The sequence below is a fragment of the Zooshikella ganghwensis genome (assembly GCF_018263875.1).
Taxonomy (GTDB): Bacteria; Pseudomonadota; Gammaproteobacteria; order Pseudomonadales; family Zooshikellaceae; genus Zooshikella; species Zooshikella ganghwensis.
Genome location: NZ_JAEVHG010000015.1, coordinates 102399 through 126550, shown reverse-complemented (window position 1 = coordinate 126550; position 24152 = coordinate 102399). Strand labels below are relative to the sequence as shown.

The following is a 24152-nucleotide window of genomic DNA, read 5'->3' as shown; positions in this document are numbered from 1 at the left end:
ATGCCGATTCAAAAATGTAAACCTACTTCTCCTGGCCGTCGCTTTGTTGTAAACGTAGTCAATCCTGATTTGCACAAAGGTGCACCTTATGCGCCTTTGGTAGAAAAGAAAAGTAAAACGGGTGGCCGTAACAATAATGGCCGTATTACTACCCGTCATCGTGGTGGTGGCCATAAGCATCACTACCGTATGGTCGACTTCCGTCGCAATAAGGATGGCATCCCAGGAGTTGTTGAGCGCTTAGAGTATGATCCAAACCGGACTGCTTATATTGCGCTTGTGAAATATCTTGACGGTGAACGCCGTTATATCATTGCACCAAAAGGTCTGAAGCAAGGTGATCAGGTTGTTTCTGGTGCTGATGCTCCGATCAAAGCAGGTAACACCTTACCGCTACGGAATATTCCTGTAGGTAGTGTTATTCACTGTATTGAAATGAAGCCTGGCAAAGGTGCGCAGATTGCTCGTAGTGCTGGTGCATCTGTACAGCTTGTGGCTCGTGAAGGTAGCTATGTAACTGTACGTCTTCGCTCTGGCGAAATGCGTAAGATTCTTGCTGACTGCCGTGCCACATTAGGTGAAGTATCCAACAGTGAGCACAACCTGCGTTCTTTGGGTAAAGCGGGTGCCAAGCGCTGGCGTGGTATTCGTCCAACAGTTCGCGGTGTTGCGATGAACCCTGTTGATCACCCTCATGGTGGTGGTGAAGGTCGTACCTCTGGTGGCCGTCATCCAGTTTCTCCATGGGGTCTACCCACTAAGGGCCGTAAAACTCGTAGTAATAAGCGTACTGATAAGCTTATTGTGCGTCGTCGCGGTTAAACAGGTTAGCTAAAGAGGATACGACACCGTGCCACGTTCATTAAAAAAAGGTCCATTTGTAGACCTTCATTTATTGAAGAAGGTTGAGGACGCTGTAGAGAAAGGTGACAAGCGTCCAATTAAAACATGGTCACGTCGCTCGATGATTATTCCGCAAATGGTGGGCTTAACCGTTGCGGTACATAATGGTCGTCAGCATGTACCTGTCTTTGTTACAGAAGACATGGTTGGACATAAACTCGGCGAATTTGCTGCCACTCGCACTTATCGTGGTCATGCAGCAGATAAGAAAGCCAAGCGTAGGTAAGGGGTTATCAAGATGGAAGTAGCTGCTAAGCATAAAGGCGCTAACATATCTGCCCAGAAAGCCCGTTTGGTTGCTGACCAGATTCGCGGAAAATCGGTAGATGAAGCGCTTAATATTTTGGCCTTCAGTCCTAAAAAGGCAGCAATGCTATTTAAGAAAGTGCTTGAGTCGGCAGTTGCCAACGCTGAGCACAATGAAGGTGCGGATATCGATGAGCTGAAAGTTTCCACTGTCTTTGTAGACGAAGGAACTACGCTCAAACGAATTCGCCCACGTGCTAAAGGCCGTGCTGACCGCATATTGAAGCGGACTTGCCATATCACGGTTAAAGTTGCTGAGAAATAGGGGTCAGTCATGGGTCAGAAAGTACATCCAACTGGAATTCGTTTAGGCATCGTAAAAGACCATACTTCTGTATGGTATGCCGAAGGAACTGAATACTCGGACAAGCTAATCACTGATTTGCAAGTCCGTGCACGTATTCAAAAGAAGCTGAAAAATGCCTCTGTTAGCCGCGTCGAAATTCAGCGTCCAGCGCAGAGTGCTCGTATTACCATCCATACCGCTCGTCCAGGCATTGTGATTGGTAAAAAAGGTGAAGATGTTGAGAAGCTACGCCAGGAAGTTTCTGGTGCGATGGGCATTCCTGTTCATATCAACATTGAAGAAATTCGCAAGCCAGAACTTGATGCAATGTTGGTAGCACAAAGTGTTGCCAACCAGCTTGAGCGCCGTGTGATGTTCCGTCGTGCTATGAAGCGTGCGGTACAAAATGCTATGCGTTTAGGTGCAAAAGGCATCAAGATTCAAATCAGCGGTCGCCTGGGTGGTGCAGAAATCGCACGTACTGAATGGTATCGAGAAGGTCGTGTACCACTGCATACGCTTCGTGCAGATATTGATTATGCAACTTACGAAGCACACACCACATATGGTGTATTGGGCGTTAAAGTTTGGATTTTCAAAGGCGAGGTTATTGGTGGCCAACGTGAAGACGAGAAGCCAGCTAGTAAACCCGCTAAGAAAAAAGCTGCTAAATAAGGGGTACTTCGATGCTGCAACCAAAGCGTACGAAGTTTAGGAAGCAACAGAAGGGCCGCAATCGTGGGCTAGCTCTTCGAGGCTCAAAAGTAAGCTTCGGTGAATATGCTTTAAAAGCGACTGGTCGTGGTCGCATTACTGCACGCCAAATTGAGGCTGCACGTCGTGCCATGACTCGTCACATCAAGCGTGGTGGTAAAATCTGGATCCGTATTTTCCCAGACAAGCCAATCACTCAAAAACCGCTGGAGGTGCGCCAGGGTAAAGGTAAGGGTAGCGTTGAATACTGGGTATGCCAGATTCAGCCTGGTCGTGTTCTTTACGAGATGGAAGGTGTTTCTGAAGAACTGGCACGTGAAGCTTTCGCATTAGCGGCAGCTAAACTACCCGTTGAAACAACTTTCGTTAAGCGGACGGTGATGTAATGAAAGTACAAGAGCTACGTGAGAAATCACCCGAGGAGCTGCGTGAACAGCTTCACTCACTGTTGCGCGACCAGTTCAACTACCGTATGCAAAAGGCCGTTGGCCAGCTTACGCAGACCCATCTGCTGAAACAGGTTCGTCGCGACATCGCACGGGTTAAAACAGTGCTAACTGAGCAGGTAGGTAAGAGCAATGGCTGAGCAAGAAAGTAAAGGCCGTACCCTGAGCGGTCGGGTGGTGAGCAACAAGATGGATAAAACCATCACTGTAATGATTGAGCGCCAGGTTAAGCACCCAATTTATGGGAAATACCAGAAGCGCTCAACGAAGTTACATGCTCATGACGCTAATAATGAGTGTCAAATTGGTGATTTGGTAACCATCAAAGAAATCAGACCTTTGTCTAAGACTAAGGCGTTTTCTCTGGTTTCTATTGATGAGCGGGCAACACAGGTTTAATTCAATTAGCCTCAACGCCTAGCGTAAAACATGAGGTTGGAGAAAGCACATGATTCAGGCACAAACCATGCTCGATGTGGCTGATAACAGCGGTGCACGTCGGGTAATGTGTATCAAGGTTTTAGGTGGTTCTCACCGCCGTTATGCCAATATCGGTGACATCATCAAAGTGACTGTCAAGGAAGCAATTCCTCGAGGCAAGGTCAAAAAGGGCCAGGTGATGAACGCTGTTGTAGTGCGCACTAGAAAAGGTGTGCGTCGTCAGGATGGCTCATTGATTCGTTTCGATGGCAATGCAGCAGTTTTGCTGAATAATCAGCAGCAGCCAATTGGTACTCGTATTTTTGGGCCTGTAACTCGTGAGCTGCGCTCTGAGCAGTTTATGAAAATTATTTCTTTAGCACCTGAAGTGCTATAAGGAGGGGCCCAGCGATGCGTAAGATCAGAAGTGGTGATGAAGTCATCGTAATTGCCGGTAAAGATAAAGGTAAGCGCGGCAAGGTAATGACCGTAAAACCAGACAACAAGTTGATTGTTTCTGGTATTAATATGGTCAAGCGCCATACAAAGCCAAACCCAATGCTGAATCGTCCCGGCGGTATTGTCGAGAAAGAAGCGGCGATTCACGTTTCTAATGTTGCGATCTTTAATTCAGAGACCAACAAGGCTGATCGGGTGGGCTTTGAAGGTGAAGGCAAAGAAAAACGCCGTATCTTCAAATCTACTGGCAAGCCTGTAAATGCCTAAGGCAGGATAGGTTGAACAATGGCTAGATTACACGAAAAGTACAAGAGTGAAATCGTACCCCAGCTTCAAGAGCAGTTTGGGTACAAGAACATTCATGAAGTACCAAAAATCACTAAGATCACCCTGAACATGGGTGTTGGTGAAGCGGTTGGTGACAAAAAAGTCATCGAAAATGCAGTTGCAGATATGGTCAAGATTGCTGGACAAAAGCCAGTTGTCACTAAAGCACGTAAATCTGTTGCTGGATTTAAAATTCGTCAGGGTTGGCCGATTGGTGTAAAGGTTACCCTACGTAAGCAAAGAATGTATGAATTTCTGGATCGCTTAGTATCCGTTGCATTGCCTCGTGTCCGTGACTTCCGTGGTTTAAGCCCTAAGTCATTTGACGGTCGTGGTAACTACAGCATGGGTGTTAAAGAGCAAATTATCTTCCCAGAGATTGAGTACGATAAAATTGACACCTTGCGTGGTCTGGATATTACGCTGACCACCACTGCTAAGACCGACGAAGAAGGGCGCGCTTTACTGAAAGCGTTTAACTTCCCGTTTAAAGGTTAATAGGGCGGGGTTATGGCAAAAGTATCAATGAAACAGCGCGAACTAAAGCGCATCCGTACAGTAGCCAAGTACGCTGAAAAGCGTGCCAAAATTAAAGCGGTTTTGGCTGACGTAAACGCAACGGAAGAACAAAAGTGGGAAGCACAAATGGCGCTGCAAAAGTTGCCACGTAATGCTAGCCCCATTCGTGTTCGTAACCGCTGCCGTGTCACTGGTCGTCCACATGGCTACTATAGAAAATTTGGTTTAAGCCGGATTAAGTTACGTGAAGCTGCAATGCGTGGTGATGTTCCAGGCTTGGTTAAAGCAAGCTGGTAGTGCGTAATTTAATTCGAGGAGACGTTTAGACATGAGTATGCAGGACCCGTTGGCAGATATGCTAACTCGTATCCGTAATGCCCAAATGGCAGAAAAAGCTTCTGTCAGTATGCCATCGTCCAAAATTAAAGTGGCTGTTGCCAAAGTATTAAAAGACGAAGGTTATATCACTGGTTATGCGGTTGAAGGTGAAGCCAAGCCAGTACTAAGCATTGAGCTGAAGTACTTTAATGGCAAGCCTGTTATTGAAGAGCTTAAGCGTGTGAGCCGTCCAGGTTTGCGTGCCTACACTGGAAAAGAAACACTGCCAAAAATCAATGGTGGCTTGGGTGTAGCGATTGTCTCCACTAATAAAGGTGTGATGACTGATCGTGCTGCTCGCGCTGCTGGTATTGGCGGTGAAATTCTCTGCACCGTATTTTAAGGGAGGGTTAAGATGTCTCGAGTCGCTAAAAACCCTGTTGTTATCCCTAACGGTGTAGAAGTTAAGCTGGATAATCGCCACATCACTGTAAAAGGTTCCAAAGGTTCTTTGGAAATGAACCTGCACCACAGTGTTGAAGTCAATCAGGCAGATGGCAGTTTAACCTTTGCAGCCCGTGATGGTGCAAAGCACTCTCGTGCAATGGCAGGTACTACTCGTGCGCTGGTAGCTAATATGGTTACTGGTGTCAGTAATGGTTTTGAGAAAAAGTTACAGCTGATTGGTGTTGGTTATCGTGCTCAGGCCAAAGGCAAATCCCTAAACCTAACACTTGGCTTCTCACATCCTGTTGATTACCAATTGCCTGAAGGTGTTCAAGCTGAAACGCCTTCGCAAACGGAAATTGTTCTCAAAGGGATCGATAAACAGCTGGTTGGACAAGTTGCCGCAGAAATTCGCGATTTCCGTCGCCCTGAGCCTTATAAAGGTAAAGGTATTCGTTACGCGGATGAACATGTTCACCGTAAAGAAGCGAAGAAAAAGTAAGGTAGGGCATTGATATGAGCGTAAAGAAAGAATCAAGACTCCGTCGCGCCCTTCAAGCTCGCCTGAAAATGCGTGAGCTCAAGGCAACTCGCTTATGTATACATCGTTCTGGACAGCACATGTATGCGCAAGTGATTTCTCCAGAAGGGGATAAAGTACTGGTTTCTGCGTCAACTTTAGATAAAGACCTTCGCAGTACCACTACAAGTAATGTTGAAGCAGCGAAAAAGGTCGGTGCATTAGTTGCCGAGCGTGCTAAAGCTGCAGGTATAACTAAGGTAGCGTTCGATCGCTCTGGTTTTAAATACCATGGTCGTGTTAAGGCGTTAGCTGACGCTGCACGCGAAGCTGGGTTGGAATTCTAAGGGTAGACGCATGGCTAACAACGAACGTAAGAGCGACGAAGGTTACATTGAAAAGCTGGTTCAGGTTAACCGCGTTGCTAAGGTAGTCAAAGGTGGTCGTATCTTTGGCTTTACCGCGTTGACAGTGGTCGGCGATGGTAAGGGCAAGGTTGGCTTTGGACGTGGTAAAGCACGTGAAGTACCAATCGCTATTCAAAAAGCGATGGAAGCTGCACGTCGTAACATGATTCAAGTTGATCTGGATGGCACCACATTACAATATCCAGTAAAAGCACGGCATGGCGCTTCTAAAGTGTTCATGCAGCCTGCCTCTGAAGGTACGGGTGTTATTGCTGGTGGTGCAATGCGTGCAGTGCTTGAAGTAGCAGGCGTGCAAAACGTATTGGCAAAATGTTATGGCTCTACAAATCCTGTGAACGTAGTTCAAGCAACCTTTAAAGGTTTGCGTGACATGCGTTCTCCGGATGATGTTGCAGCCAAGCGTGGTAAGTCTGTTGAGGAAATTCTGGGATAAGACAATGGCAGAAGCTAAACGTATTAAAGTGACGCTTGTCCGTAGTACGAACGGTCGCCTTGCCAGTCATAAAGCCTGTGTTTCTGGACTAGGCTTGCGACGCATTGGTCACACCGTTGACGTTGAAGACACACCTTCCGTACGCGGCATGATTAACAAAGTATCTTACTTGGTACGAGTGGAAGGAGAATAATCATGCATCTGAATTCTCTTAAGCCCGCACCTGGCAGCCGCAAAACCGGTAAGCGCGTTGGTCGTGGTATTGGTAGTGGCTTGGGCAAAACTGGTGGTCGTGGCCACAAAGGTTTGAAGTCCCGCTCAGGTGGTACGGTTAAGCCTGGATTCGAAGGCGGTCAGCAGCCATTACAGCGCCGACTGCCCAAGTTTGGCTTTACTTCCCGTAAGGCTTTGTACACGGCTGAAGTTCGCTTAAACGAACTTGCTAAAATTGACGCTGAAGTAATTGATTTGCAAGCATTACGTGCAGCAAATATCATCAGTGCCAATGTAAAACGTGTTAAAGTTATTCTTTCTGGCGAGATCACCACAGCTAAAACTGTTAAAGGTTTAGCTATGACTAAAGGTGCTCGCGCCGCAATTGAAGCAGCTGGTGGTAAAGTCGAGGACTAAATGGCTAAACAAGGATCACTCCCTGGTGGAACACAAAGTGGTTTGACCGAGCTTTGGGCAAGGCTCCGCTTTGTATTATTGGCGATCATTGTGTACCGCATTGGGGCGCATATTCCTGTTCCAGGAATAAACCCGGATACGCTAGCGCAAATGTTCAGTCAAAACGAGGGTACTATCCTTAGCCTTTTTAATATGTTCTCAGGTGGTGCCTTGGAGCGCATGTCTGTGTTAGCTCTAGGCATCATGCCGTATATTTCAGCTTCCATCATTATGCAGCTGTTGACTGTTGTCAGTCCCCAGCTGGAACAGCTTAAAAAGGAAGGTGAAGCTGGTCGACGCAAGATTAGTCAATACACCCGCTATGGAACAGTGCTACTGGCAACCATTCAAGGGTTTGGTATCTCTGTAAGCCTTGCAAACCAAGGTGTTACTTACTCCACTGATTTTGGGTTTTATTTTACTGCAGTAACAACTTTTGTTACTGGTGCTGTCTTCTTAATGTGGCTTGGAGAGCAAGTTACTGAGAGAGGTATTGGCAATGGTATTTCGATCCTAATTTTTGCGGGTATAGTTGCTGGATTGCCGAGTGCAATTGGGCAGGCATTTGAGTCTGCTAGACAAGGTAATTTAGATATCTTGGTGTTATTGATAGTGGCGTTGATTGCAATTGTCGTGATTGGTTTTGTGGTGTTTGTCGAGCGTGGTCAACGACGTATTACAGTTAACTATGCTAAGCGCCAACATGGCCGAAAAGTCTTTGCGGCACAATCAAGTCATCTTCCATTAAAAGTAAATATGGCTGGTGTTATTCCAGCTATTTTTGCCAGCAGTATTTTGCTGTTTCCAGCATCTATAGCGCAGTGGTTTGGTACTGGAGCTACAGATGCAGCAGGAGATGAGAGCTGGGCACTAAGCTGGTTACAGGATGTTGCTCATGCAATTAGTCCTGGGCAACCACTAAATATTATTCTGTTTTCAGCTGGGATTATATTCTTCTGTTTCTTCTATACTGCACTTGTCTTTAATCCAAAGGAAGTGTCTGATAACTTGAAGCGTTCAGGAGCGTATATTCCTGGTATACGGCCTGGTGAACAATCTGCACGCTACATTGATGGCGTGTTAACACGCTTAACGATGTTTGGTGCTTTGTACATGACTACAGTGTGCTTACTACCTCAGTTTTTGAATGTTGCTTGGAATGTACCATTCTACCTGGGTGGAACGTCATTGCTAATTGTTGTGGTTGTGGTTATGGACTTTATGTCTCAAGTACAGTCACACTTAATGTCGCACCAATATGAGTCGTTAATGAAAAAATCAAATCTTAAGGGTTTTGGCAGCGGTGGACTGTTGCGTTAACTCTGCCGGTTGATTTGGAGAAAGCTATGAAAGTACGTGCATCTGTAAAAAAGATATGCCGTAACTGTAAAATTATCCGCCGTAAAGGTGCGGTAAGGGTAATTTGCAGTGCTGAACCGCGCCATAAACAGCGTCAGGGCTAAGGAATACCAGCTTTTATAAGTTAACCGCCCAGCTAATTAATTAGCTGGGCGGTTGATTTATTGATCAGCAAACGGTATGCTGTTGCGCCTTTCGCGGATGGTGTATTTCGTTTGATAAAGAGCATAGCGCTCGATGGGATTGGAGTAGATTGAATGGCCCGTATTGCAGGCGTCAATATTCCAGATAACAAACATGCTGTTATCTCCCTGACCTATATCTTTGGTATAGGCAGACCAACAGCTCAGAAAATTCTTGCTGATGCGGGTATTGATCCAGCTAGCAAAGTAAAAGATCTGAGCGAAGACCAAATAGAGGTTTTGCGTACAAAAGTCGCTGAGCACACTACTGAAGGTGACTTGCGTCGTGAAATCAATATGAATATTAAAAGGTTAATGGATCTAGGTTGCTACCGTGGTTTACGCCACCGCCGTAGTTTACCTGTACGTGGGCAGCGTACTAAGACAAATGCCCGCACTCGTAAAGGTCCTCGCAAACCTATTCGTAAGTAAGTATCTGCTCTAAGAAAAGTTTCTTAGTTGCAGCAGGTATAGCATAGACAGGACATATCTGATATGGCAAAGCCAGGTACTCGTTCACGTAAGAAAGTAAAAAAGACGGTGGTTGATGGGGTAGCCCACATCCACGCGTCTTTTAACAATACGATCGTGACCATTACCGATCGTCAAGGCAACACCTTGGCATGGGCAACTGCTGGAGGCTCTGGCTTCCGCGGTTCACGTAAAAGCACACCTTTTGCTGCGCAGGTTGCAGCAGAAAGAGCTGGCCAAGCTGCTGCTGAGTACGGTCTGAAGAATCTTGATGTCTGTGTTAAAGGCCCTGGTCCAGGACGTGAATCTGCAGTCCGTGCATTAAATGCATGTGGCTACAAGGTTACCAATATTGTGGATGTCACACCGATTCCCCACAATGGTTGTCGTCCACCTAAGAAGCGTCGTGTATAAGGCAGGAGACGAGAAAAAATGGCTAGATATTTAGGTCCTAAGTGTAAGCTGTCTCGTCGTGAAGGCACAGACCTTTTCCTGAAAAGCGGCGTGCGGCCTCACGACTCCAAGTGTCGTGCAGAAACCGCTCCAGGGCAACACGGACAACGTCGCGGTCGTTTATCCGACTACGGTCTTCAGTTGCGTGAAAAGCAAAAAGTACGTCGTATGTACGGTTTGCTAGAAAAGCAGTTCCGCAACTACTATAAAAATGCTGACCGTTTAAAAGGAGCTACAGGTGTTAACCTGCTGCAGCTTCTGGAATGTCGCCTAGATAATATCGTTTATCGTATGGGTTTTGGTTCCACTCGTGCAGAAGCTCGCCAGTTGGTCAGCCATAAGGCTGTCATGGTAAATGGTAAGGCAGTTAATATTCCGTCTTATCAGGTTAAGCCGGGTGATGTAGTCGCTATCCGTGAAAAAGCCAAGAACCAACTGCGGATTAATGCCGCTCTAGAACTTGCAAGTCAGCGTGGCTTGGTTGAGTGGGTTGAGGTGGATACCAAGAAGAAAGAAGGGGTATTCAAGGCTCGGCCTGAACGGAGTGAGCTCTCTGCAGACATCAATGAAAACCTCATTGTAGAGCTTTACTCCAAGTAAAGGATAGACAATGGCATCAAGTAGGGTATTACTTCCATGCAGAGTTCGGTAACAGACTTTCTCACACCACGTCACATAGACGTTCAGGAAAACAGCGCAACTCGTGCAAAGGTTACTCTGGAGCCGCTAGAGCGTGGCTTCGGGCATACTTTGGGAAATGCGTTACGTCGTATATTGCTCTCATCGATGCCAGGGTGCGCTATTGTTGAGGCGGAAATAGAGGGCGTTTTACACGAGTATAGTGCCATCGAAGGTGTACAGGAGGACGTTATTGAAATCCTGTTAAACCTTAAAGGTGTTGCTATCAAGATGCATGGTCGTGATGAAGCAGTTCTGAGCCTATCTAAGCAAGGTCTAGGTGTTGTAACTGCAGCAGATATTCAGCTAGACCATGATATCGAAATCGTTAATCCTGATCATGTGATTGCTCACTTGAGTGATGCAGGCTCATTAAATATGAAACTGAAGGTCCGTCGTGGCCGTGGTTACGAGCCTGCTGACGCACGTATCAGTGATGATGATGAAAGTCGCTCTATTGGTAGACTTCAGCTTGATGCCACCTATAGCCCCGTTTTTCGAGTGTCCTACGTTGTTGAAAGCGCTCGTGTTGAGCAACGTACAGACTTAGATAAGTTGGTACTTGATTTAGAAACTGACGGTACTCTGGATCCAGAGGAAGCCATCCGTCGGGCTGCAACAATTCTTCAACAACAATTGGCTGTCTTTGTTGACTTAGAAGGCGACAAAGAACCTGAGCCAGAAGAAATTGAAGAAGAAATCGATCCGATTTTGTTGCGTCCAGTAGATGATCTTGAGCTAACAGTTCGCAGTGCAAATTGCTTGAAAGCTGAGAATATTTACTACATTGGTGACTTAATCCAGCGTACAGAAGTTGAGCTTTTGAAAACCCCTAATTTGGGTAAAAAATCGCTCACAGAAATCAAAGACGTATTGGCTTCTCGAGGTTTGTCTCTTGGCATGCGTCTCGATAACTGGCCTCCCGCTAGCTTAAAAAATGACGATAAGGTTTCTGCCTAGCGTCACTGAATAGCCAAGCAAAGCAAGTTTGGTAAGGAATTGAGTTATGCGTCATCGAAAGAGTGGTAGAAAGCTAAATCGTAATAGCTCTCACCGCAAAGCCATGTTTCAAAACATGACCTGTTCTTTGGTAGAGCACGAAATTATCAAAACTACATTGCCTAAGGCAAAAGAGCTGCGTCGTGTTGCAGAGCCACTGATTACATTGGCTAAAAACGACTCTGTAGCTAACCGTCGTTTGGCGTTTGATCGTCTGCGCAGTAAAGCTACTGTCGGCAAATTATTTGCCGAGCTGGGTCCTCGTTTTGCTGAGCGTCCAGGTGGTTACATTCGCATCTTGAAGTGCGGTTACCGCCATGGCGACCAAGCACCTATGGCTTATGTTGAGTTGGTTGATCGCCCTGAAGTTCAGGTCGAAGCAGCTGATGAAGAGTAAGCAGAATTGAGCCGGGTTTTAAGCCCGGCTTAGTTTTTATTTTGTCTTTTTCCTACTCTAAAACTATACCTACCCTTCTTTTTCTTCCTTTTCTTTTAAAAGTTCAACAGCAATTCGCACGAAATCAACTGATGTCACAAGACCGATGAGTTTGCCTTGGTCTACGACAGGCAAACAGCCATATTTTGTTTCTAGAAAGTACTTTCCTGCTTCGGCTAGTGGGAGTTGAGGCTGAACTGTCTCTACATCCTTGGAGCATGCTGACTTGACAGTAACGCCCCTACCAAACGTCCACATATCGACTGAGCCAAAGAGCTTTGCCTGTTGAAAAGCTTCTTTTAATAAGTGCTTCTGGGTAATAACACCAACGAAGTCACCATTTTCACTAGAGATAACAGGTATGTGACGAATACTATGTTCCGCCATTAGGCGGTTAGGTACATCCAAAGAGTCTTTTTCGGTACAACTAATCACATCCTTAATCATAATGTCCGAGATGGTTTTGTAATGCATTATCCTTTCCTGTGTTATCTACAAATGTGCTTTTTTAAAATTATAGTGACTTATTAATACGTAGATACTGCATAAGAAAGAGAAACAACAGCATCTCTGCCTGAGAGTTGCTGTTGGAGTTAGGTTGTACTGAGCTTAGAATAAAATTAGTGTTGTAACTGTTTTAAAGACAAGAAAAAAATTAGTTAATTATTTAGCTAGCTGTGTAGATAAAAAACGTCCTGTATGTGAGCCTTTAATGGTGGCGATTTCTTCGGGAGTGCCTGTTGCAATGATTTCACCACCACCATCTCCTCCTTCTGGACCCAAGTCGATAATCCAGTCTGCTGTTTTTATTACATCTAAATTATGTTCAATAATGACAATGGTATTGCCTTGGTCTCGTAAGCGATGTAACACTTCTAGTAGGTGTTTAATGTCGTGGAAATGCAGTCCAGTTGTTGGTTCATCCAGAATGTATAATGTACTTCCGGTATCTCTTTTAGAGAGTTCTTTGGAAAGTTTGACACGCTGAGCTTCACCACCAGATAGCGTTGTGGCATTTTGGCCCAGATGTATATACGACAATCCCACATCAATGAGTGTCTGAAGTTTACGCTTGATTGCTGGAATGGCATTGAAAAAATCAAGTGCTTCCTCGACCGTCATTTCTAGCACTTCATGAATATTTTTGCCTTTGTATTTTATTTCTAAGGTTTCACGGTTATAGCGTTTACCTTTACATACTTCGCAAGGAACATAAACATCAGGCAAAAAGTGCATTTCAACTTTAATGACACCATCACCCTGGCAGGCTTCGCAGCGACCCCCTTTGACGTTAAAGCTGAAGCGTCCTACTTTATATCCTCGGGATCGGGCTTCTTGTGTACCTGCAAACAGTTCTCTAATACCCGTGAAAATACCTGTATAGGTTGCAGGATTTGAGCGTGGGGTTCTACCAATTGGGCTTTGGTCGATATCAATACATTTATCTAAATGCTTAAGTCCTGTGATTCGTTTATATGGTTCGGGCTTTAATGTGGTTGCCCCATTTAGCTCAGTTGCAACAATAGGATAAAGCGTATTATTAATAAGTGTGGATTTACCTGAACCTGAAACACCAGTAACGCAGGTCATAAGGCCAAGAGGAATAGTCAAACTGACGTTTTTAAGGTTGTTTCCTGTAGCTCCAGAAAGTTTTATTGCATAACTTGAATCTGCAATCACGCGTTCTTCTGGAATTTCGATACACTTTTGGCCAGAAAGATACTGACCTGTTAGAGATTTCTTATTGCTGGTTATTTGTTTAGGAGCACCTTGAGCAACAATTTCACCACCGTGAACTCCTGCGCCTGGGCCAATATCAATCACAAAGTCTGCATGGCGAATGGCGTCTTCATCATGCTCAACCACAATAACGGTATTACCTAGATCTCTTAGGCGTATCAAGGTATTAAGAAGACGCTCATTGTCGCGTTGGTGAAGACCGATTGAAGGTTCATCTAGTATATACATTACGCCAACCAAGCCTGCACCAATCTGGCTGGCAAGGCGAATACGTTGAGCTTCGCCACCTGATAGTGAGTCTGCACTGCGATCTAGCGTTAAATAGTTAAGGCCGACATTAACTAAAAATTGTAAACGCTCCCGAATTTCTTTAAGAATTTTGGACGCTACCTCTCCTTTTTGGCCAGGAATTGAAAGCTGATCGAAGTAATTTAGTGCCTGCTCTACTGGCAGAGCAGCTAAAGCGGGTAGATTATGCTCTTCAATAAACACGTAACGTGAATTGCGCTTCAGTCGCGAGCCATGACATCCAGGACAGGGTTGTACACTGAGAAATTTAGCAAGTTCATCACGTACACTTTGTGAATCTGTGTCCCGATAACGTCGCTCCATGTTAGGAATAATGCCTTCAAAACGGTGAGCTCGATGAATTTTATCACCACGGTCATTAACATAAATGAACTTAATAACTTCATCACCACTACCGTGAAGTATTAAGTTACGTTGTTTTTTGGTGAGCTTGCGAAATGGTGTATCAATATCAAATTGATAATGATTTGCCAGAGAGGTGAGTAGCTGAAAGTAATAAACAGTGCGTCGATCCCAGCCTCGAATCGCCCCTTCGCCTAACGTCAGATCTGGGGAAACAATAATGCGATCTTCATCAAAATACTGTTTAACGCCTAAACCATCACAGCTTTCACATGCACCAGCGGGGTTATTAAATGAAAACATGCGGGGCTCAAGCTCGCTAATGCTATGTCCACAATGAGGGCAAGCAAACCGAGAAGAGAAAATAATATCCTCTAGTTTTTCATCCATGTCGCAGATGACTGCTATGCCATCAGTCAGTTGAGTGGCTGTTTCAAATGATTCAGCGAGACGCAGCTTTAAATCTTCTCTGACTTTAAAGCGATCGACCACTACTTCAATGGTATGTTTTTTGGTTTTAGCAAGTTTAGGGGCATCATCAAGATCAGTCACAATGCCATTAATTCTTGCTCGGACAAAACCTTGTGATTTCAGATCATTAAGTACATGCAAATGTTCGCCCTTTCGGTTTTGTACGATAGGGGCAAGTAGCATCAGTTTGGTTCCTTCAGGTAGTTCCAATACCTGGTCTACCATCTGACTAATAGTCTGAGCCGCTAAGGGTAAATCGTGAGTTGGGCAGCGTGGTGTGCCGGCTCTGGCAAAGAGCAGGCGTAAATAGTCGTATATCTCTGTAATTGTGCCCACTGTAGAGCGTGGGTTATGCGACGTTGATTTCTGTTCAATAGAAATTGCAGGTGATAAGCCTTCAATATGGTCAACATCAGGCTTCTCCATCATGGATAAAAACTGGCGGGCATAAGTAGATAAAGACTCAACATAACGACGCTGCCCTTCAGCATAAAGGGTGTCAAATGCCAGTGAGGACTTTCCTGAGCCAGATAATCCAGTAATGACAATAAGCTTGTCACGAGGAATATCAATATTGATGTTTTTTAAATTATGAGTCCGTGCACCGCGTACGCTAATTTTATCCACTGTAAACATCCCCAGTTTTGTGGCTGAAGTGATGACTAAGTTGCTCAGACTTGAATTACCCAGCAATGTCATTTGTTACATGCTTATGGCAGCGAACAGTTGTACAATGCGCGCTGAGTAAACCGGTATAACAAAATGAATGATTATACTGGATTACCTGTTAATATATACAGTTTTTCTTGTACGGTTAAAGAGGGGATGGATGAGCTCATCTGTCATGAATAAAACTGAGCGTAAGGTCACTTTTTCCCTAGCAGGTGTTTTTGCCATGCGCATGCTGGGTCTATTTATGATTTTGCCTGTTTTAACGGTATATGGTGACCAACTTATTGGAGCAACACCGGCATTACTGGGATTGGCAATGGGGGCCTATGGCGTTACCCAGGCTATTTTGCAAATTCCATTTGGGTTTTTATCTGACCGTGTAGGACGTAAACCCATTATTTTTGCAGGGTTAATACTGCTAATGCTAGGTAGTATTGTGGCGGCAAACTCTGAATCTGTATATGGGGTTATTATAGGGCGTGCATTACAGGGTGCTGGTGCTGTAGCAAGTGCAATTATGGCATTAGTATCTGATTTGACCCGAGAAGAGCAGCGCACCAAAGCAATGGCACTGATAGGCATGAGTATTGGCTTATCATTTTGTATAGCCATGGTGGCTGGTCCTTTGGTCACTCAGTGGTGGGGATTAACAGGACTATTTTCATTTAATGGTTTATTAGCGTTGATTGCTATGGTACTTGTGTGGCGAGTACCCACACCTGTTCAACAGCTGCAGCACCGCGATACTTTTCCTGTAATCAGTGAAATCCGCCAAGTGTTGGCTAATACAGATTTGCTAAGATTAGACTTAGGCATATTTGTGTTGCATTTTGTTTTGATGGCTTTATTTGTTGCATTACCTCTTGCATTAGAACGGTTGGCTGGTTTGCCGAGGGAGCAGCACTGGTGGGTTTATCTTATAACGTTGCTGAGTTCTTTTGTCGCCATGCTGCCATTTATCATCCTGGCAGAGAAAAAAAGAAAATTAAAACCAGTATTTTTAGGAGCCTTATGTCTACTAATTTTCAGTTTAGTTAGCATGCTATGGAGCAGTAATCACTTTACTGGATTGCTATTAAGTATTTTCTTATTTTTCATGGCGTTTAATTGGCTTGAAGCGTCATTACCATCAATGGTCAGTAAGTTAGCGCCTGCCGGGAGAAAAGGCACTGCAATAGGTATTTATTCGACCTGCCAGTTTTTAGGTGCAGCACTTGGTGGTATTGCAGGTGGTTTGGTTTATCAGCGCTATGGCTTTACTGGTGTTATCAGTATGGCTGCTTTAGTTGCTGTCATTTGGTGGGTCATTAGTTGGAGTATGACGACGCCACCTTACTTAACAACATTAATGGTTAACTTGAAGCCTGTGAATGATCAATCTGTCGCGGATGTATCTGCAGCACTGTCTGCAATTCATGGCGTGCAAGAAGTTGTGGTGATTGCTGAAGAGCAATCCGCTTATCTTAAAGTCGATCGTGCCCGGCTAGATATGCAGGCCCTACAAGCATTTGAACTTAAGGCTTAATCGTTAGGAGAAACTCATGCGAGGAGTGAATAAAGTCATCCTGGTCGGTAACCTGGGTGCTGATCCGGAAGTACGTTATCTGCCCAATGGTAATGCGGTTACAAATTTAAGTATTGCTACCAGTGAGCAGTGGAAAGATAAGCAGACAGGTCAGCCACAAGAGCGGACTGAATGGCATAGAGTCGTCATGTTTGGTAAATTGGCTGAGGTTGCAGGTCAATATTTACGCAAAGGCTCTAAAGTTTATTTGGAAGGAAAGCTGCAAACACGTAAGTGGCAGGCTCAAGATGGCAGTGATCGCTATACAACAGAAATTGTGGTTGATATTAGCGGACAAATGCAAATGCTGGATAGCCGGCAAGATGGTTCGGGTGCGCCTAACCAAGGCTTTAATAGACAGCAAAACATGCCTCCACAGCAAGGTATGCCAGGTCAACAGCCTCAGCAAAACTTTAATAACCAGCCGCCTATGGGACAGCAGCCTGCTCAACCAATGGGAGGGCAGCAAGTGCCAAATAACCAGCCCCAACCGTCACAAAACACAGCTCCAGCTATGGATAATTTTGATGACTTTGATGATGACATTCCGTTTTAAGTGGCTGGTATAAAATATGCTGTACTAGCAGTATTTAGTCAGAGGCTGGCATTGCCAGCCTTTTTCAAAAATTATTTCCCCTTACTCATCTTTTCTTTTAAGAGTATCCCCTGCCAATTTATTCTCTATAAAAAACGCTATATTGGGCTTGTGATGTTGAGAACGAGTTTCAAATCCTGCTAAAAACAAAGTATACAGCTTATATTCGTATACCCCTTTCGAATCATTTTTATATGTATTATTCATAGTGCTTAATCTAATGGAACCGCTAAGCTGCTTTTACCAAGAAAAGCTTTCGGGGTTTTATCTCTTGCTGGTAAAGCTGGCCATATAGAGAACTTCATTATGGGTATAAAGATATGAACAATATTAATTATATACAACACTTGTTGCTTATGTGACCGAAAAGATACCTGGGTATTAGTGGTTTGTACGATAGTTTTTGCTTGTGTGGTAGCTGTAGTGCTTAATACTTGTTCATAATAAACGCTGTATACTTCTCTGGTATCATGTACTACTTATGCATCTAATTTTTAAGGTAATATATACCCTTCACGAATGATTTCTAGGTTTTGTTATCTTCACTCCTTACCCCAATCACCTATTAATATAGGCTCATGGGACTTCGTCACTCGATGGCCGCACCTAAAAACCATTGGTATTGGGTATAAGTTTATAACTATAGTTACTTATAAATAGTCATCTAGAAAATAACAGTAAAACAGGCATCAATTGTACAAACTGAATACAAATAAAGTAAGCTGGAAACAATTCCCTAGGAAACTATTTTTCATTTGTTTATATGGGCTATAGCTTTTGTTTAAGTTATCAAAATGTGCCTAAAATAACGCAAATGTATACGGCTTATGTTTTATGTATGATTAATTGTAACTGCTGAGAGATTAGCTCGTTACGTCGTTTAACTACCTACTAATAAAGCCTGCCATAATTAACCTAAGTATAGTTATAAGTCAAATGTCGTAATAGATATTGCTTGAACCATCATATACTAGGCTGATGGATGTTTTTATAAAAAATAAGGACTACTTGGTTTTCATTCTAGAGTTTGGTTGTCTAGAAAAAGAAATTTATGATACTTGAGACTTGTATAGCAAATGCAATCCTTTGAAGCTGGTACATTGAAGATAATCTCTGCTTGACACAAATTCATTTCTAGGGATTTTTTTCCATATTAACTGATTATCAGCTAACACATTAGCTTAGTTCCTGAAAAACAATCAGGAGAAAACAATGCAAGGGATTGACTTTAGTTTAATCAAGGTAGATAAACTTCCATTAACCTTACAAGAATTGGTTGACTGTATTGGAATAAAGCAAACATTCATTTTGACGTTAAAATATGGAGGAAGGCCATTATATATTGCCAAAAACCCTGATCGCTCTGTTCTACAGACCTTTTTAGATGAATATGCTGTAAATGCATTATCTGAACGCTTTTCAGGGACAACTTTAGAAATTCCAAAAAAAGACCATTTTTTTCGTCAGTTACGGAATCAAGCGATAGTGTCTGATACAGAAAAAGGTGCTTCACGACGAGAGTTAGCAGTGAAGTATGGGCTTTGTCTCCGGCATATTGGAAATATTCGCAAGTCATGTGATGAAATGAGAAAACATTAAGTGATTATCGTGGTAAGGTGAAGCCTGGATGTTCTGGCGAAAAAAATGTATAAAGGCTTAGCACAAGCTAGTTTTAAATGGGAAGTAATGAAGCTATCAACTAAAAAAATTTTAATAAGTGCTTGTTTGTTAGGTGAGCCAGTTAGATATGATGGGAAAAGTATTTCTATCAAGGACAAGACGATTTGCTATTTCCAGCAACAAGGCTACCTTGTACCTGTTTGTCCAGAAGTGATGGGCGGGTTACCTATACCTAGGGAACCCGCTGAGATTATAAAAGGCGTGGGTGACTTTCCTGATCGAAAGGTAATCACACAGGGAGGTTTTGATGTCACTGAAGCTTTTCAACGAGGAGCGGAAAGAACCCTTGAAATTGCTTTGCAAAACAACGTAATAGCTGCATTGCTGAAAAGTAATAGTCCCTCATGTGGTAATTTACAGATTTATGACGGTAGTTTTTCTGGTCGACTTATTGAAGGCTTTGGCATAACAGTAAGAGTGTTAAAAGAAGCTGGTATACCTGTATTTAATGAGCTGCAGGTTAGCTTGCTTTGTGATTTTATTGAACAGCAAGGCTAACAATGATCTATTGGTAATAGGTGGAAAGGCCTATTGTTGGTTTTCTTTGTAGTTCAAGCCAAAGATGACGGCCTGATTTCGACCATTTGCTTTGGCTGAATAAAGTGCTTGATCAGCATCAGCAAGTAATTTTCTCACGCTTAAATTTGGTCTTGCATAAAGTAACCTCGACCCACAACTGATGGTAAGCGTGTTACTGATCTTAGAGGCTTCATGAGGTATCTCTAGCGCTGCAACACTGGTTACAATTTTATTACTATGTTCTGATAATGCATTCGCATCAATATCATAGAGCAGTAGCGCAAACTCTTCTCCACCATAACGAGCAACGAGATCTAGGGGTCTCCGGGCATGGTGGGTTAATTCAGTAGCGATTTTTTTGAGTGCTTGATCTCCTGCAATATGGCCATAATGGTCATTAAATAGCTTGAAGTAGTCAATATCCACCAAAATCAGAGCAAGGTTTTTTTTCTCCCGACAACCTTGCTTCCATAATTTAACTAAATGGTGGTTAAGTGTTCTTCGGTTTGTGATACCTGTGAGTGGGTCAGTTTCTGCTTGTTGGCTAAGTAACTCTTCAATTAAAAAAAACTGCCTGCTTTGAAATTCTTTATAGTAGCCTGCACATATACAGAATAAAGTAGGAAATAAAAAGAAAATAAAGTCGTCAGATTTTATAAAAACGAAGATTCCTTCATGATTAAATAAGAATATAGATATTAAAACAATGATTGAGATGCTAAGACAATCACGCCAAATTAGGCCTGAAAATATATAGATATAAAGAAAAATAAAATAAAAAATGAAATACTGGCTGAGATTTGATGAGGCCGAAGCGGTAGAAAATAATGTAGTGCTCAATAATAAAAATAAGCTAAAAATAATGAGTGATACTCGACATAGAAAATGAAGCCTGTGAATAAGAATTCCCGCTGAGGACAAAGTGGCACTCAAAACAAGTAGGGTTGTTAACAGAATGACTATCAAATGGCTATCAGTGAGTCCAATGGATTGGGTTAGGTAGTAAAGTACCACCAGTAAAACAATATTCGTAGTAATAAGCTTTACTAAACGGTTTGTTGTATCGAAGTAGTGCCGAAACAAACTTTCAATATCTGTGTCAAACTGTAACTGAATGCAACCTTTTAAGTATTGGTTGCCTAGTTTGTCCTGAGCTTTGTTATGCGCAGTTTTCATGGCTGCACTCGATATAAGGAGTACCCACTCAATGTTACTAGGTAATTACCGTAGTACAATGTCTGAGCTTTAACAGGTTGATATTTGTCAGTATAGACGGAGCTGAGTAGCATATAATAGCCAGCATGCGGTGTTACCAAGTTTCAACGTTATAGTAGTCTTACCATCAAAATAGATTTGTAGTCAGCAATGAATGAACTTACTGAAATCTCATCATTATTAAGCGCAATTATTTCCCCTATTGTATTAATTTCTGGAGTGGGGCTAATCCTCTTGACCCTTACTAATCGATTAGGGCGTGCAATAGATAGGACTCGCGCCCTGGTATTGGCCATCAAGCAAGGCAATGAAACAATCTGTAATCCCCGTAAGCAATTGACTATTCTCTATCGACGTTGCATGCTATTACGCTCTTCAATGGTAGCCTTGTCATTTAGTACTCTATTTGCTTGTTTAATAATTATCTGTTTGTTTATTTTGCATTTTTTCCACATTTCAACAACCGCATGGATTTTTGTATTTTTTGGTTGCAGCATTATCAGTGTGCTTGTGTCTGTGGTGTTATTCATTTATGACCTTATCCTAAACTTACAAGCAGTGAGTATAGATGTCCGTTTGGTTGGTGATGAGTTGCCAGGTTCAGACAGTTCCAGAAAGTTAACTCAAACGGCTACTCAGTAAAGGCCTATTAACAATACCCACTAAGATTGATTGATGAAGGTTGTAAAACACGGTTCTTCATCAATCGGTTTAGCTCCTGGTCCGAGTGGCTGACCATAACTAAATTCAATAAAGTTGCCATTTGGATCGACAACCCCGCAGTAGTAGCCCACAGGGTAAGGCTCTTCCCTTGGTGGCCAAATTAAAATTCCGTCCTCTTTACCCTGCAGGGCCAGTTGGTCTACTCTAGCTTTACTTTCGACGGCAAAGCCCAAGTGTCCATAGCCCTGATCTACTGCACTCCGTTTGGGACCATCAGACATTAGAACAAGTATTAGCTCTTGTTCTCGCCCTTTTTCTGCCATCCACACAATATCCTTTGAAGCATGTCGTTCATGAATGATATTGAGCTGACAATACTTTTGATAAAACGTAATGCAGGCTTGAAGGTCTGCAACATGAAGCGCGATATGGGTTAGATTGGGTTTCATGTAGATGATTTTCCTTATTTTATTAGCTTCAAGGTGGATTATAAGCTTGTCGATATGCTTTCTTATACTTTATTTAAGTTAAGTCAGTGTGATTATTAATCAATTTTTATTTTGGAATTAATTTGTTTTTATCTGCCAGCATTAAAAATAATTAGAAGTAATGTGGTGTATGACTTGTTAGATGCTGGGTATGAAATAGCATAAAATAAATTGACTTATTTAAGCTGATCGTTATTTGTAGTTCTATACCTTTCACGAATGATTTCTAGGTTTTGTTATCTTCTCTCCTGACCCCAATCACCTATTAAAATAGGCTCATGGGGTTTCGTCACTCGATGGCCGCACCTAAAACCATTCATATTGGTTATAGTTTATATTAAATAACACTTTAAAGCTCGGTTATTATACTTATAATGATGTGCTCAAGAGATAAAAAAAGTTGTATAACCTTAGGGACAATGCAAAACCTGAAAGGCTTATTTTGTTGTAGCTGAGTGATCTATACATCATACCCACAGTGAAGGGTATAGATTAGTTTTTAAGCTGATAAAACAGCTATAAATTAACTGATGTATATAAGCTTTCCCATAGAATTATCGCCAAAAGCCATGTAGACCATGGCTTAAAGTGGGAGTGCTATGACAAGACAGGTGTTTGTATTAGAAGTAAAGTAAGTAGCGTGTAGCAGGGGAGTAAGTATGCGTTTTGTAGTTATGTGGGGCATGTTATGGATATCAACATGTGGAGCAGTAGAGATAGAAAAGGGCATTCTTGAGTTGTTAAAAGATCGCATGGATAATACACAACATCATGCTCAGCTCGTCAAAAAAGGTCAAGAAAGAGCTATTTTATGCGGTTATTGTCATGGCAAAGATGGTAATAGTGTAAAAAATTATATTCCCAACTTGGCAGCGCAAAACCCAGAATATTTAGTTAACCAGTTTGAACAATTTGCGAAAAAAAAGCGCAAAAATTATGTCATGGAGAAATTAGCGTCGAGTTTATCTGATAGTGAAAAGGTTAACCTTGCGTTGTATTTTGCCAGTTTAAAAGTCAATCCTCGTTCTACAGAGTACCCGGAGCTTGTGAATAAAGGCAAGTCGGTATTTTCTCGCCTGTGCTATACTTGCCATGGCAAGGATGGCTTTGGTAAAGAGAATCTACCAAGACTTGCTGGTCAGCCTGAAGAGTATATTGTTAAAACGCTACACTATTTTAAAAATGGCCAAAAGCGTAATATGGATTCTCCTATGCCAGGAATTGTAACCCAGTTAACAGATCAAGAGATTAAGGCGGTGGCAGCTTACATCACTAGTATGTGAGATGCTTGAGCTGTGGTAGGGTTGCATAGGACTCAACAAGCATAATAATGATGAATTTGTTATGGCTATGCAGCTTTGCCTATTCCTGTGCAAACAGTTTTTATCTCGACATAAGTTGTTTTGGTTAGTTTGCAGTCTGATGACTTCAGGACTGGCAAATAGTGATACTAATATCCAACTGTGTAATTTTTACACTGAAAATGTGTATAGGGGATTAGGTCTTTTTTTTAGTGAATCCGCGCACACTGTAAAGGAGGCACCAGTTAAACATTATGGATTATTAGAAGATATGGAGGAACAACGTAAATTTTGCCCTTTTTCCGCAAATCAAACCATTAACTCGCAGCGTTATCTTTGCCATATTAGTGAACAGTTGTTGTTAAATCACTACTCTTTTCTTGCACACCAACAATCAATAAATATACAGGATAATAAATTACTGACTATTCCGTTAAGTGCATTAGTCGCAGATAAAATTCGGTCTTACTGTGCTTATCAACCAGAAATAATTAAGTATACACAAATTTTATCGTTACAATTTCCTGTATTGATACATGGTAAAGAGCTGAAACCTGAACAACAAATTTCTCAAGAAAAAGAAAGTAAGCAAAAACTGTCTTATCAAATAAAGACCCGCACTGATCTTTCATATACAGTAAAAGGTTTAAAGCAGACAAGCCTTTGGCCTCCTTTTCAGTATTATCGTTTAGGTGGGAAAACACTCACGTATCAGTTTTCTAATCATATCGCGGCACACCCCTGACAATTATTTTGTTTGGCTTTTTTTCGGTACAAATCTAAGTACGTTATTTCAGCGTTCTAGACTTATTTGTATAGT

At 42.7% G+C, this 24152-nt stretch carries 35 protein-coding genes; 31 read left to right on the top strand and 4 right to left on the bottom strand.

Translation table 11 applies throughout. The features are described 5' to 3' along the window. From rplB to rplQ, 24 genes are all read left to right on the top strand, one after another. Nucleotides 1-822, top strand: coding sequence for a 50S ribosomal protein L2 (gene rplB, locus KHS79_RS18880; RefSeq protein ID WP_027709004.1), 822 nt, complete (start codon nt 1-3; stop codon nt 820-822). A gap of 28 nt (nt 823-850) precedes the next feature. Further along, nucleotides 851-1129, top strand: coding sequence for a 30S ribosomal protein S19 (gene rpsS / locus KHS79_RS18875; protein WP_027709005.1), 279 nt, complete (start codon nt 851-853; stop codon nt 1127-1129). A gap of 6 nt (nt 1130-1135) precedes the next feature. Beyond that, entirely contained in the window at nt 1136-1474 is a 339-nt protein-coding gene (gene rplV, locus KHS79_RS18870; RefSeq protein ID WP_431722382.1) for a 50S ribosomal protein L22, read from the top strand. 9 nt (nt 1475-1483) lie between these two features. After that, entirely contained in the window at nt 1484-2170 is a 687-nt protein-coding gene (gene rpsC, locus KHS79_RS18865) for a 30S ribosomal protein S3 (RefSeq protein ID WP_027709007.1), read from the top strand. Nucleotides 2171-2181: 11 nt separating this feature from the next. After that, nucleotides 2182-2595, top strand: a complete 414-nt coding sequence (gene rplP, locus KHS79_RS18860) for a 50S ribosomal protein L16 (RefSeq protein ID WP_027709008.1) — start codon at nt 2182-2184, stop codon at nt 2593-2595. Further along, nucleotides 2595-2795, top strand: a complete 201-nt coding sequence (gene rpmC / locus KHS79_RS18855) for a 50S ribosomal protein L29 (RefSeq protein ID WP_027709009.1) — start codon at nt 2595-2597, stop codon at nt 2793-2795. Before rplP ends, rpmC begins: the two co-directional genes overlap by 1 nt. Then, nucleotides 2788-3054: a 30S ribosomal protein S17 gene (rpsQ, locus tag KHS79_RS18850; protein WP_212721038.1), complete on the top strand. Its 267-nt coding sequence runs from the start codon at nt 2788-2790 to the stop codon at nt 3052-3054. The genes rpmC and rpsQ overlap by 8 nt, the downstream gene beginning before the upstream one ends. 49 nt (nt 3055-3103) lie before the next feature. Next, nucleotides 3104-3472 carry a 50S ribosomal protein L14 gene (gene rplN, locus KHS79_RS18845; protein WP_212721037.1) on the top strand — a complete coding sequence of 123 codons (369 nt, stop codon included), beginning with the start codon at nt 3104-3106 and terminating at the stop codon, nt 3470-3472. 14 nt (nt 3473-3486) lie between these two features. Continuing rightward, the gene (rplX, locus tag KHS79_RS18840; RefSeq protein ID WP_027709012.1) at nt 3487-3801 is read left to right on the top strand and encodes a 50S ribosomal protein L24; all 315 of its coding nucleotides are present in this window, start codon (nt 3487-3489) and stop codon (nt 3799-3801) included. A gap of 18 nt (nt 3802-3819) precedes the next feature. Further along, nucleotides 3820-4359 carry a 50S ribosomal protein L5 gene (rplE, locus tag KHS79_RS18835; protein WP_027709013.1) on the top strand — a complete coding sequence of 180 codons (540 nt, stop codon included), beginning with the start codon at nt 3820-3822 and terminating at the stop codon, nt 4357-4359. A gap of 12 nt (nt 4360-4371) precedes the next feature. Further along, on the top strand, nt 4372-4677 hold the full coding sequence (rpsN, locus tag KHS79_RS18830; protein WP_027709014.1) for a 30S ribosomal protein S14: 306 nt from the start codon (nt 4372-4374) through the stop codon (nt 4675-4677). Between the two features lie 31 nt (nt 4678-4708). Continuing rightward, complete coding sequence (gene rpsH, locus KHS79_RS18825; protein WP_027709015.1) at nt 4709-5101, top strand: 30S ribosomal protein S8; 393 nt, start codon at nt 4709-4711, stop codon at nt 5099-5101. A 12-nt stretch (nt 5102-5113) separates the two neighbouring features. Continuing rightward, entirely contained in the window at nt 5114-5647 is a 534-nt protein-coding gene (gene rplF, locus KHS79_RS18820) for a 50S ribosomal protein L6 (protein ID WP_094788823.1), read from the top strand. A gap of 14 nt (nt 5648-5661) precedes the next feature. After that, nucleotides 5662-6012 (top strand): 50S ribosomal protein L18, encoded by a 351-nt coding sequence (gene rplR / locus KHS79_RS18815; RefSeq protein WP_027709017.1) that lies wholly within the window; start codon nt 5662-5664, stop codon nt 6010-6012. A gap of 10 nt (nt 6013-6022) precedes the next feature. Next, nucleotides 6023-6526, top strand: coding sequence for a 30S ribosomal protein S5 (rpsE, locus tag KHS79_RS18810; RefSeq protein ID WP_027709018.1), 504 nt, complete (start codon nt 6023-6025; stop codon nt 6524-6526). A 4-nt stretch (nt 6527-6530) separates the two neighbouring features. Beyond that, entirely contained in the window at nt 6531-6719 is a 189-nt protein-coding gene (gene rpmD, locus KHS79_RS18805; protein ID WP_027709019.1) for a 50S ribosomal protein L30, read from the top strand. Nucleotides 6720-6721: 2 nt separating this feature from the next. Continuing rightward, the gene (rplO, locus tag KHS79_RS18800; RefSeq protein ID WP_027709020.1) at nt 6722-7156 is read left to right on the top strand and encodes a 50S ribosomal protein L15; all 435 of its coding nucleotides are present in this window, start codon (nt 6722-6724) and stop codon (nt 7154-7156) included. After that, nucleotides 7157-8515: a preprotein translocase subunit SecY gene (secY, locus tag KHS79_RS18795; protein ID WP_027709021.1), complete on the top strand. Its 1359-nt coding sequence runs from the start codon at nt 7157-7159 to the stop codon at nt 8513-8515. 26 nt (nt 8516-8541) lie between these two features. Next, nucleotides 8542-8658: a 50S ribosomal protein L36 gene (gene rpmJ, locus KHS79_RS18790; RefSeq protein WP_084611293.1), complete on the top strand. Its 117-nt coding sequence runs from the start codon at nt 8542-8544 to the stop codon at nt 8656-8658. Between the two features lie 153 nt (nt 8659-8811). Further along, a complete protein-coding gene (gene rpsM, locus KHS79_RS18785; protein ID WP_027709022.1) occupies nt 8812-9168 on the top strand; it encodes a 30S ribosomal protein S13 in 357 nt (118 codons plus the stop codon). A 63-nt stretch (nt 9169-9231) separates the two neighbouring features. Then, entirely contained in the window at nt 9232-9621 is a 390-nt protein-coding gene (gene rpsK / locus KHS79_RS18780) for a 30S ribosomal protein S11 (RefSeq protein WP_027709023.1), read from the top strand. 18 nt (nt 9622-9639) lie between these two features. Further along, on the top strand, nt 9640-10260 hold the full coding sequence (rpsD, locus tag KHS79_RS18775; RefSeq protein WP_027709024.1) for a 30S ribosomal protein S4: 621 nt from the start codon (nt 9640-9642) through the stop codon (nt 10258-10260). Between the two features lie 36 nt (nt 10261-10296). Continuing rightward, nucleotides 10297-11298, top strand: coding sequence for a DNA-directed RNA polymerase subunit alpha (locus KHS79_RS18770; RefSeq protein WP_027709025.1), 1002 nt, complete (start codon nt 10297-10299; stop codon nt 11296-11298). A gap of 46 nt (nt 11299-11344) precedes the next feature. Continuing rightward, nucleotides 11345-11734, top strand: a complete 390-nt coding sequence (rplQ, locus tag KHS79_RS18765) for a 50S ribosomal protein L17 (RefSeq protein ID WP_027709026.1) — start codon at nt 11345-11347, stop codon at nt 11732-11734. 69 nt (nt 11735-11803) lie between these two features. On the opposite strand, the gene KHS79_RS18760 is transcribed toward rplQ, so the two are convergent. Further along, nucleotides 11804-12247 (bottom strand): CBS domain-containing protein, encoded by a 444-nt coding sequence (locus KHS79_RS18760; protein ID WP_212721036.1) that lies wholly within the window; start codon nt 12245-12247, stop codon nt 11804-11806. A gap of 189 nt (nt 12248-12436) precedes the next feature. Further along, entirely contained in the window at nt 12437-15262 is a 2826-nt protein-coding gene (gene uvrA, locus KHS79_RS18755; protein WP_094789485.1) for an excinuclease ABC subunit UvrA, read from the bottom strand. Nucleotides 15263-15464: 202 nt separating this feature from the next. Between uvrA and KHS79_RS18750 the strand changes: the two genes are divergently transcribed. The 4 genes from KHS79_RS18750 to KHS79_RS18735 all read left to right on the top strand — a co-directional run bounded on the left by KHS79_RS18750 (nt 15465) and on the right by KHS79_RS18735 (nt 19644). After that, nucleotides 15465-16832, top strand: a complete 1368-nt coding sequence (locus KHS79_RS18750) for an MFS transporter (protein WP_027709029.1) — start codon at nt 15465-15467, stop codon at nt 16830-16832. Nucleotides 16833-16848: 16 nt separating this feature from the next. Continuing rightward, a complete protein-coding gene (gene ssb, locus KHS79_RS18745; protein ID WP_212721028.1) occupies nt 16849-17427 on the top strand; it encodes a single-stranded DNA-binding protein in 579 nt (192 codons plus the stop codon). A gap of 1251 nt (nt 17428-18678) precedes the next feature. After that, nucleotides 18679-19065 carry a Mor transcription activator family protein gene (locus KHS79_RS18740; protein WP_212721026.1) on the top strand — a complete coding sequence of 129 codons (387 nt, stop codon included), beginning with the start codon at nt 18679-18681 and terminating at the stop codon, nt 19063-19065. 45 nt (nt 19066-19110) lie between these two features. Then, nucleotides 19111-19644 (top strand): DUF523 domain-containing protein, encoded by a 534-nt coding sequence (locus KHS79_RS18735; protein WP_233468499.1) that lies wholly within the window; start codon nt 19111-19113, stop codon nt 19642-19644. Between the two features lie 30 nt (nt 19645-19674). Here the strand turns inward: KHS79_RS18735 and KHS79_RS18730 are convergent, their stop codons facing one another. Next, the gene (locus tag KHS79_RS18730) at nt 19675-20841 is read right to left on the bottom strand and encodes a diguanylate cyclase (RefSeq protein WP_212721024.1); all 1167 of its coding nucleotides are present in this window, start codon (nt 20839-20841) and stop codon (nt 19675-19677) included. A gap of 189 nt (nt 20842-21030) precedes the next feature. Here KHS79_RS18730 and KHS79_RS18725 point away from each other — a divergent pair, with 189 nt between their 5' ends. Next, nucleotides 21031-21522 carry a DUF2721 domain-containing protein gene (locus KHS79_RS18725; protein WP_027709481.1) on the top strand — a complete coding sequence of 164 codons (492 nt, stop codon included), beginning with the start codon at nt 21031-21033 and terminating at the stop codon, nt 21520-21522. Nucleotides 21523-21542: 20 nt separating this feature from the next. Here KHS79_RS18725 and KHS79_RS18720 read toward each other — a convergent pair whose 3' ends face one another. Further along, complete coding sequence (locus KHS79_RS18720) at nt 21543-21992, bottom strand: VOC family protein (RefSeq protein WP_212721023.1); 450 nt, start codon at nt 21990-21992, stop codon at nt 21543-21545. A gap of 698 nt (nt 21993-22690) precedes the next feature. On the opposite strand from KHS79_RS18720, the gene KHS79_RS18715 reads away from it, so the two are divergent. Continuing rightward, complete coding sequence (locus KHS79_RS18715) at nt 22691-23314, top strand: c-type cytochrome (RefSeq protein ID WP_051311658.1); 624 nt, start codon at nt 22691-22693, stop codon at nt 23312-23314. A gap of 61 nt (nt 23315-23375) precedes the next feature. Beyond that, a complete protein-coding gene (locus tag KHS79_RS18710) occupies nt 23376-24077 on the top strand; it encodes a hypothetical protein (protein ID WP_212721022.1) in 702 nt (233 codons plus the stop codon). The last annotated feature ends 75 nt before the right edge of the window (nt 24078-24152 follow it).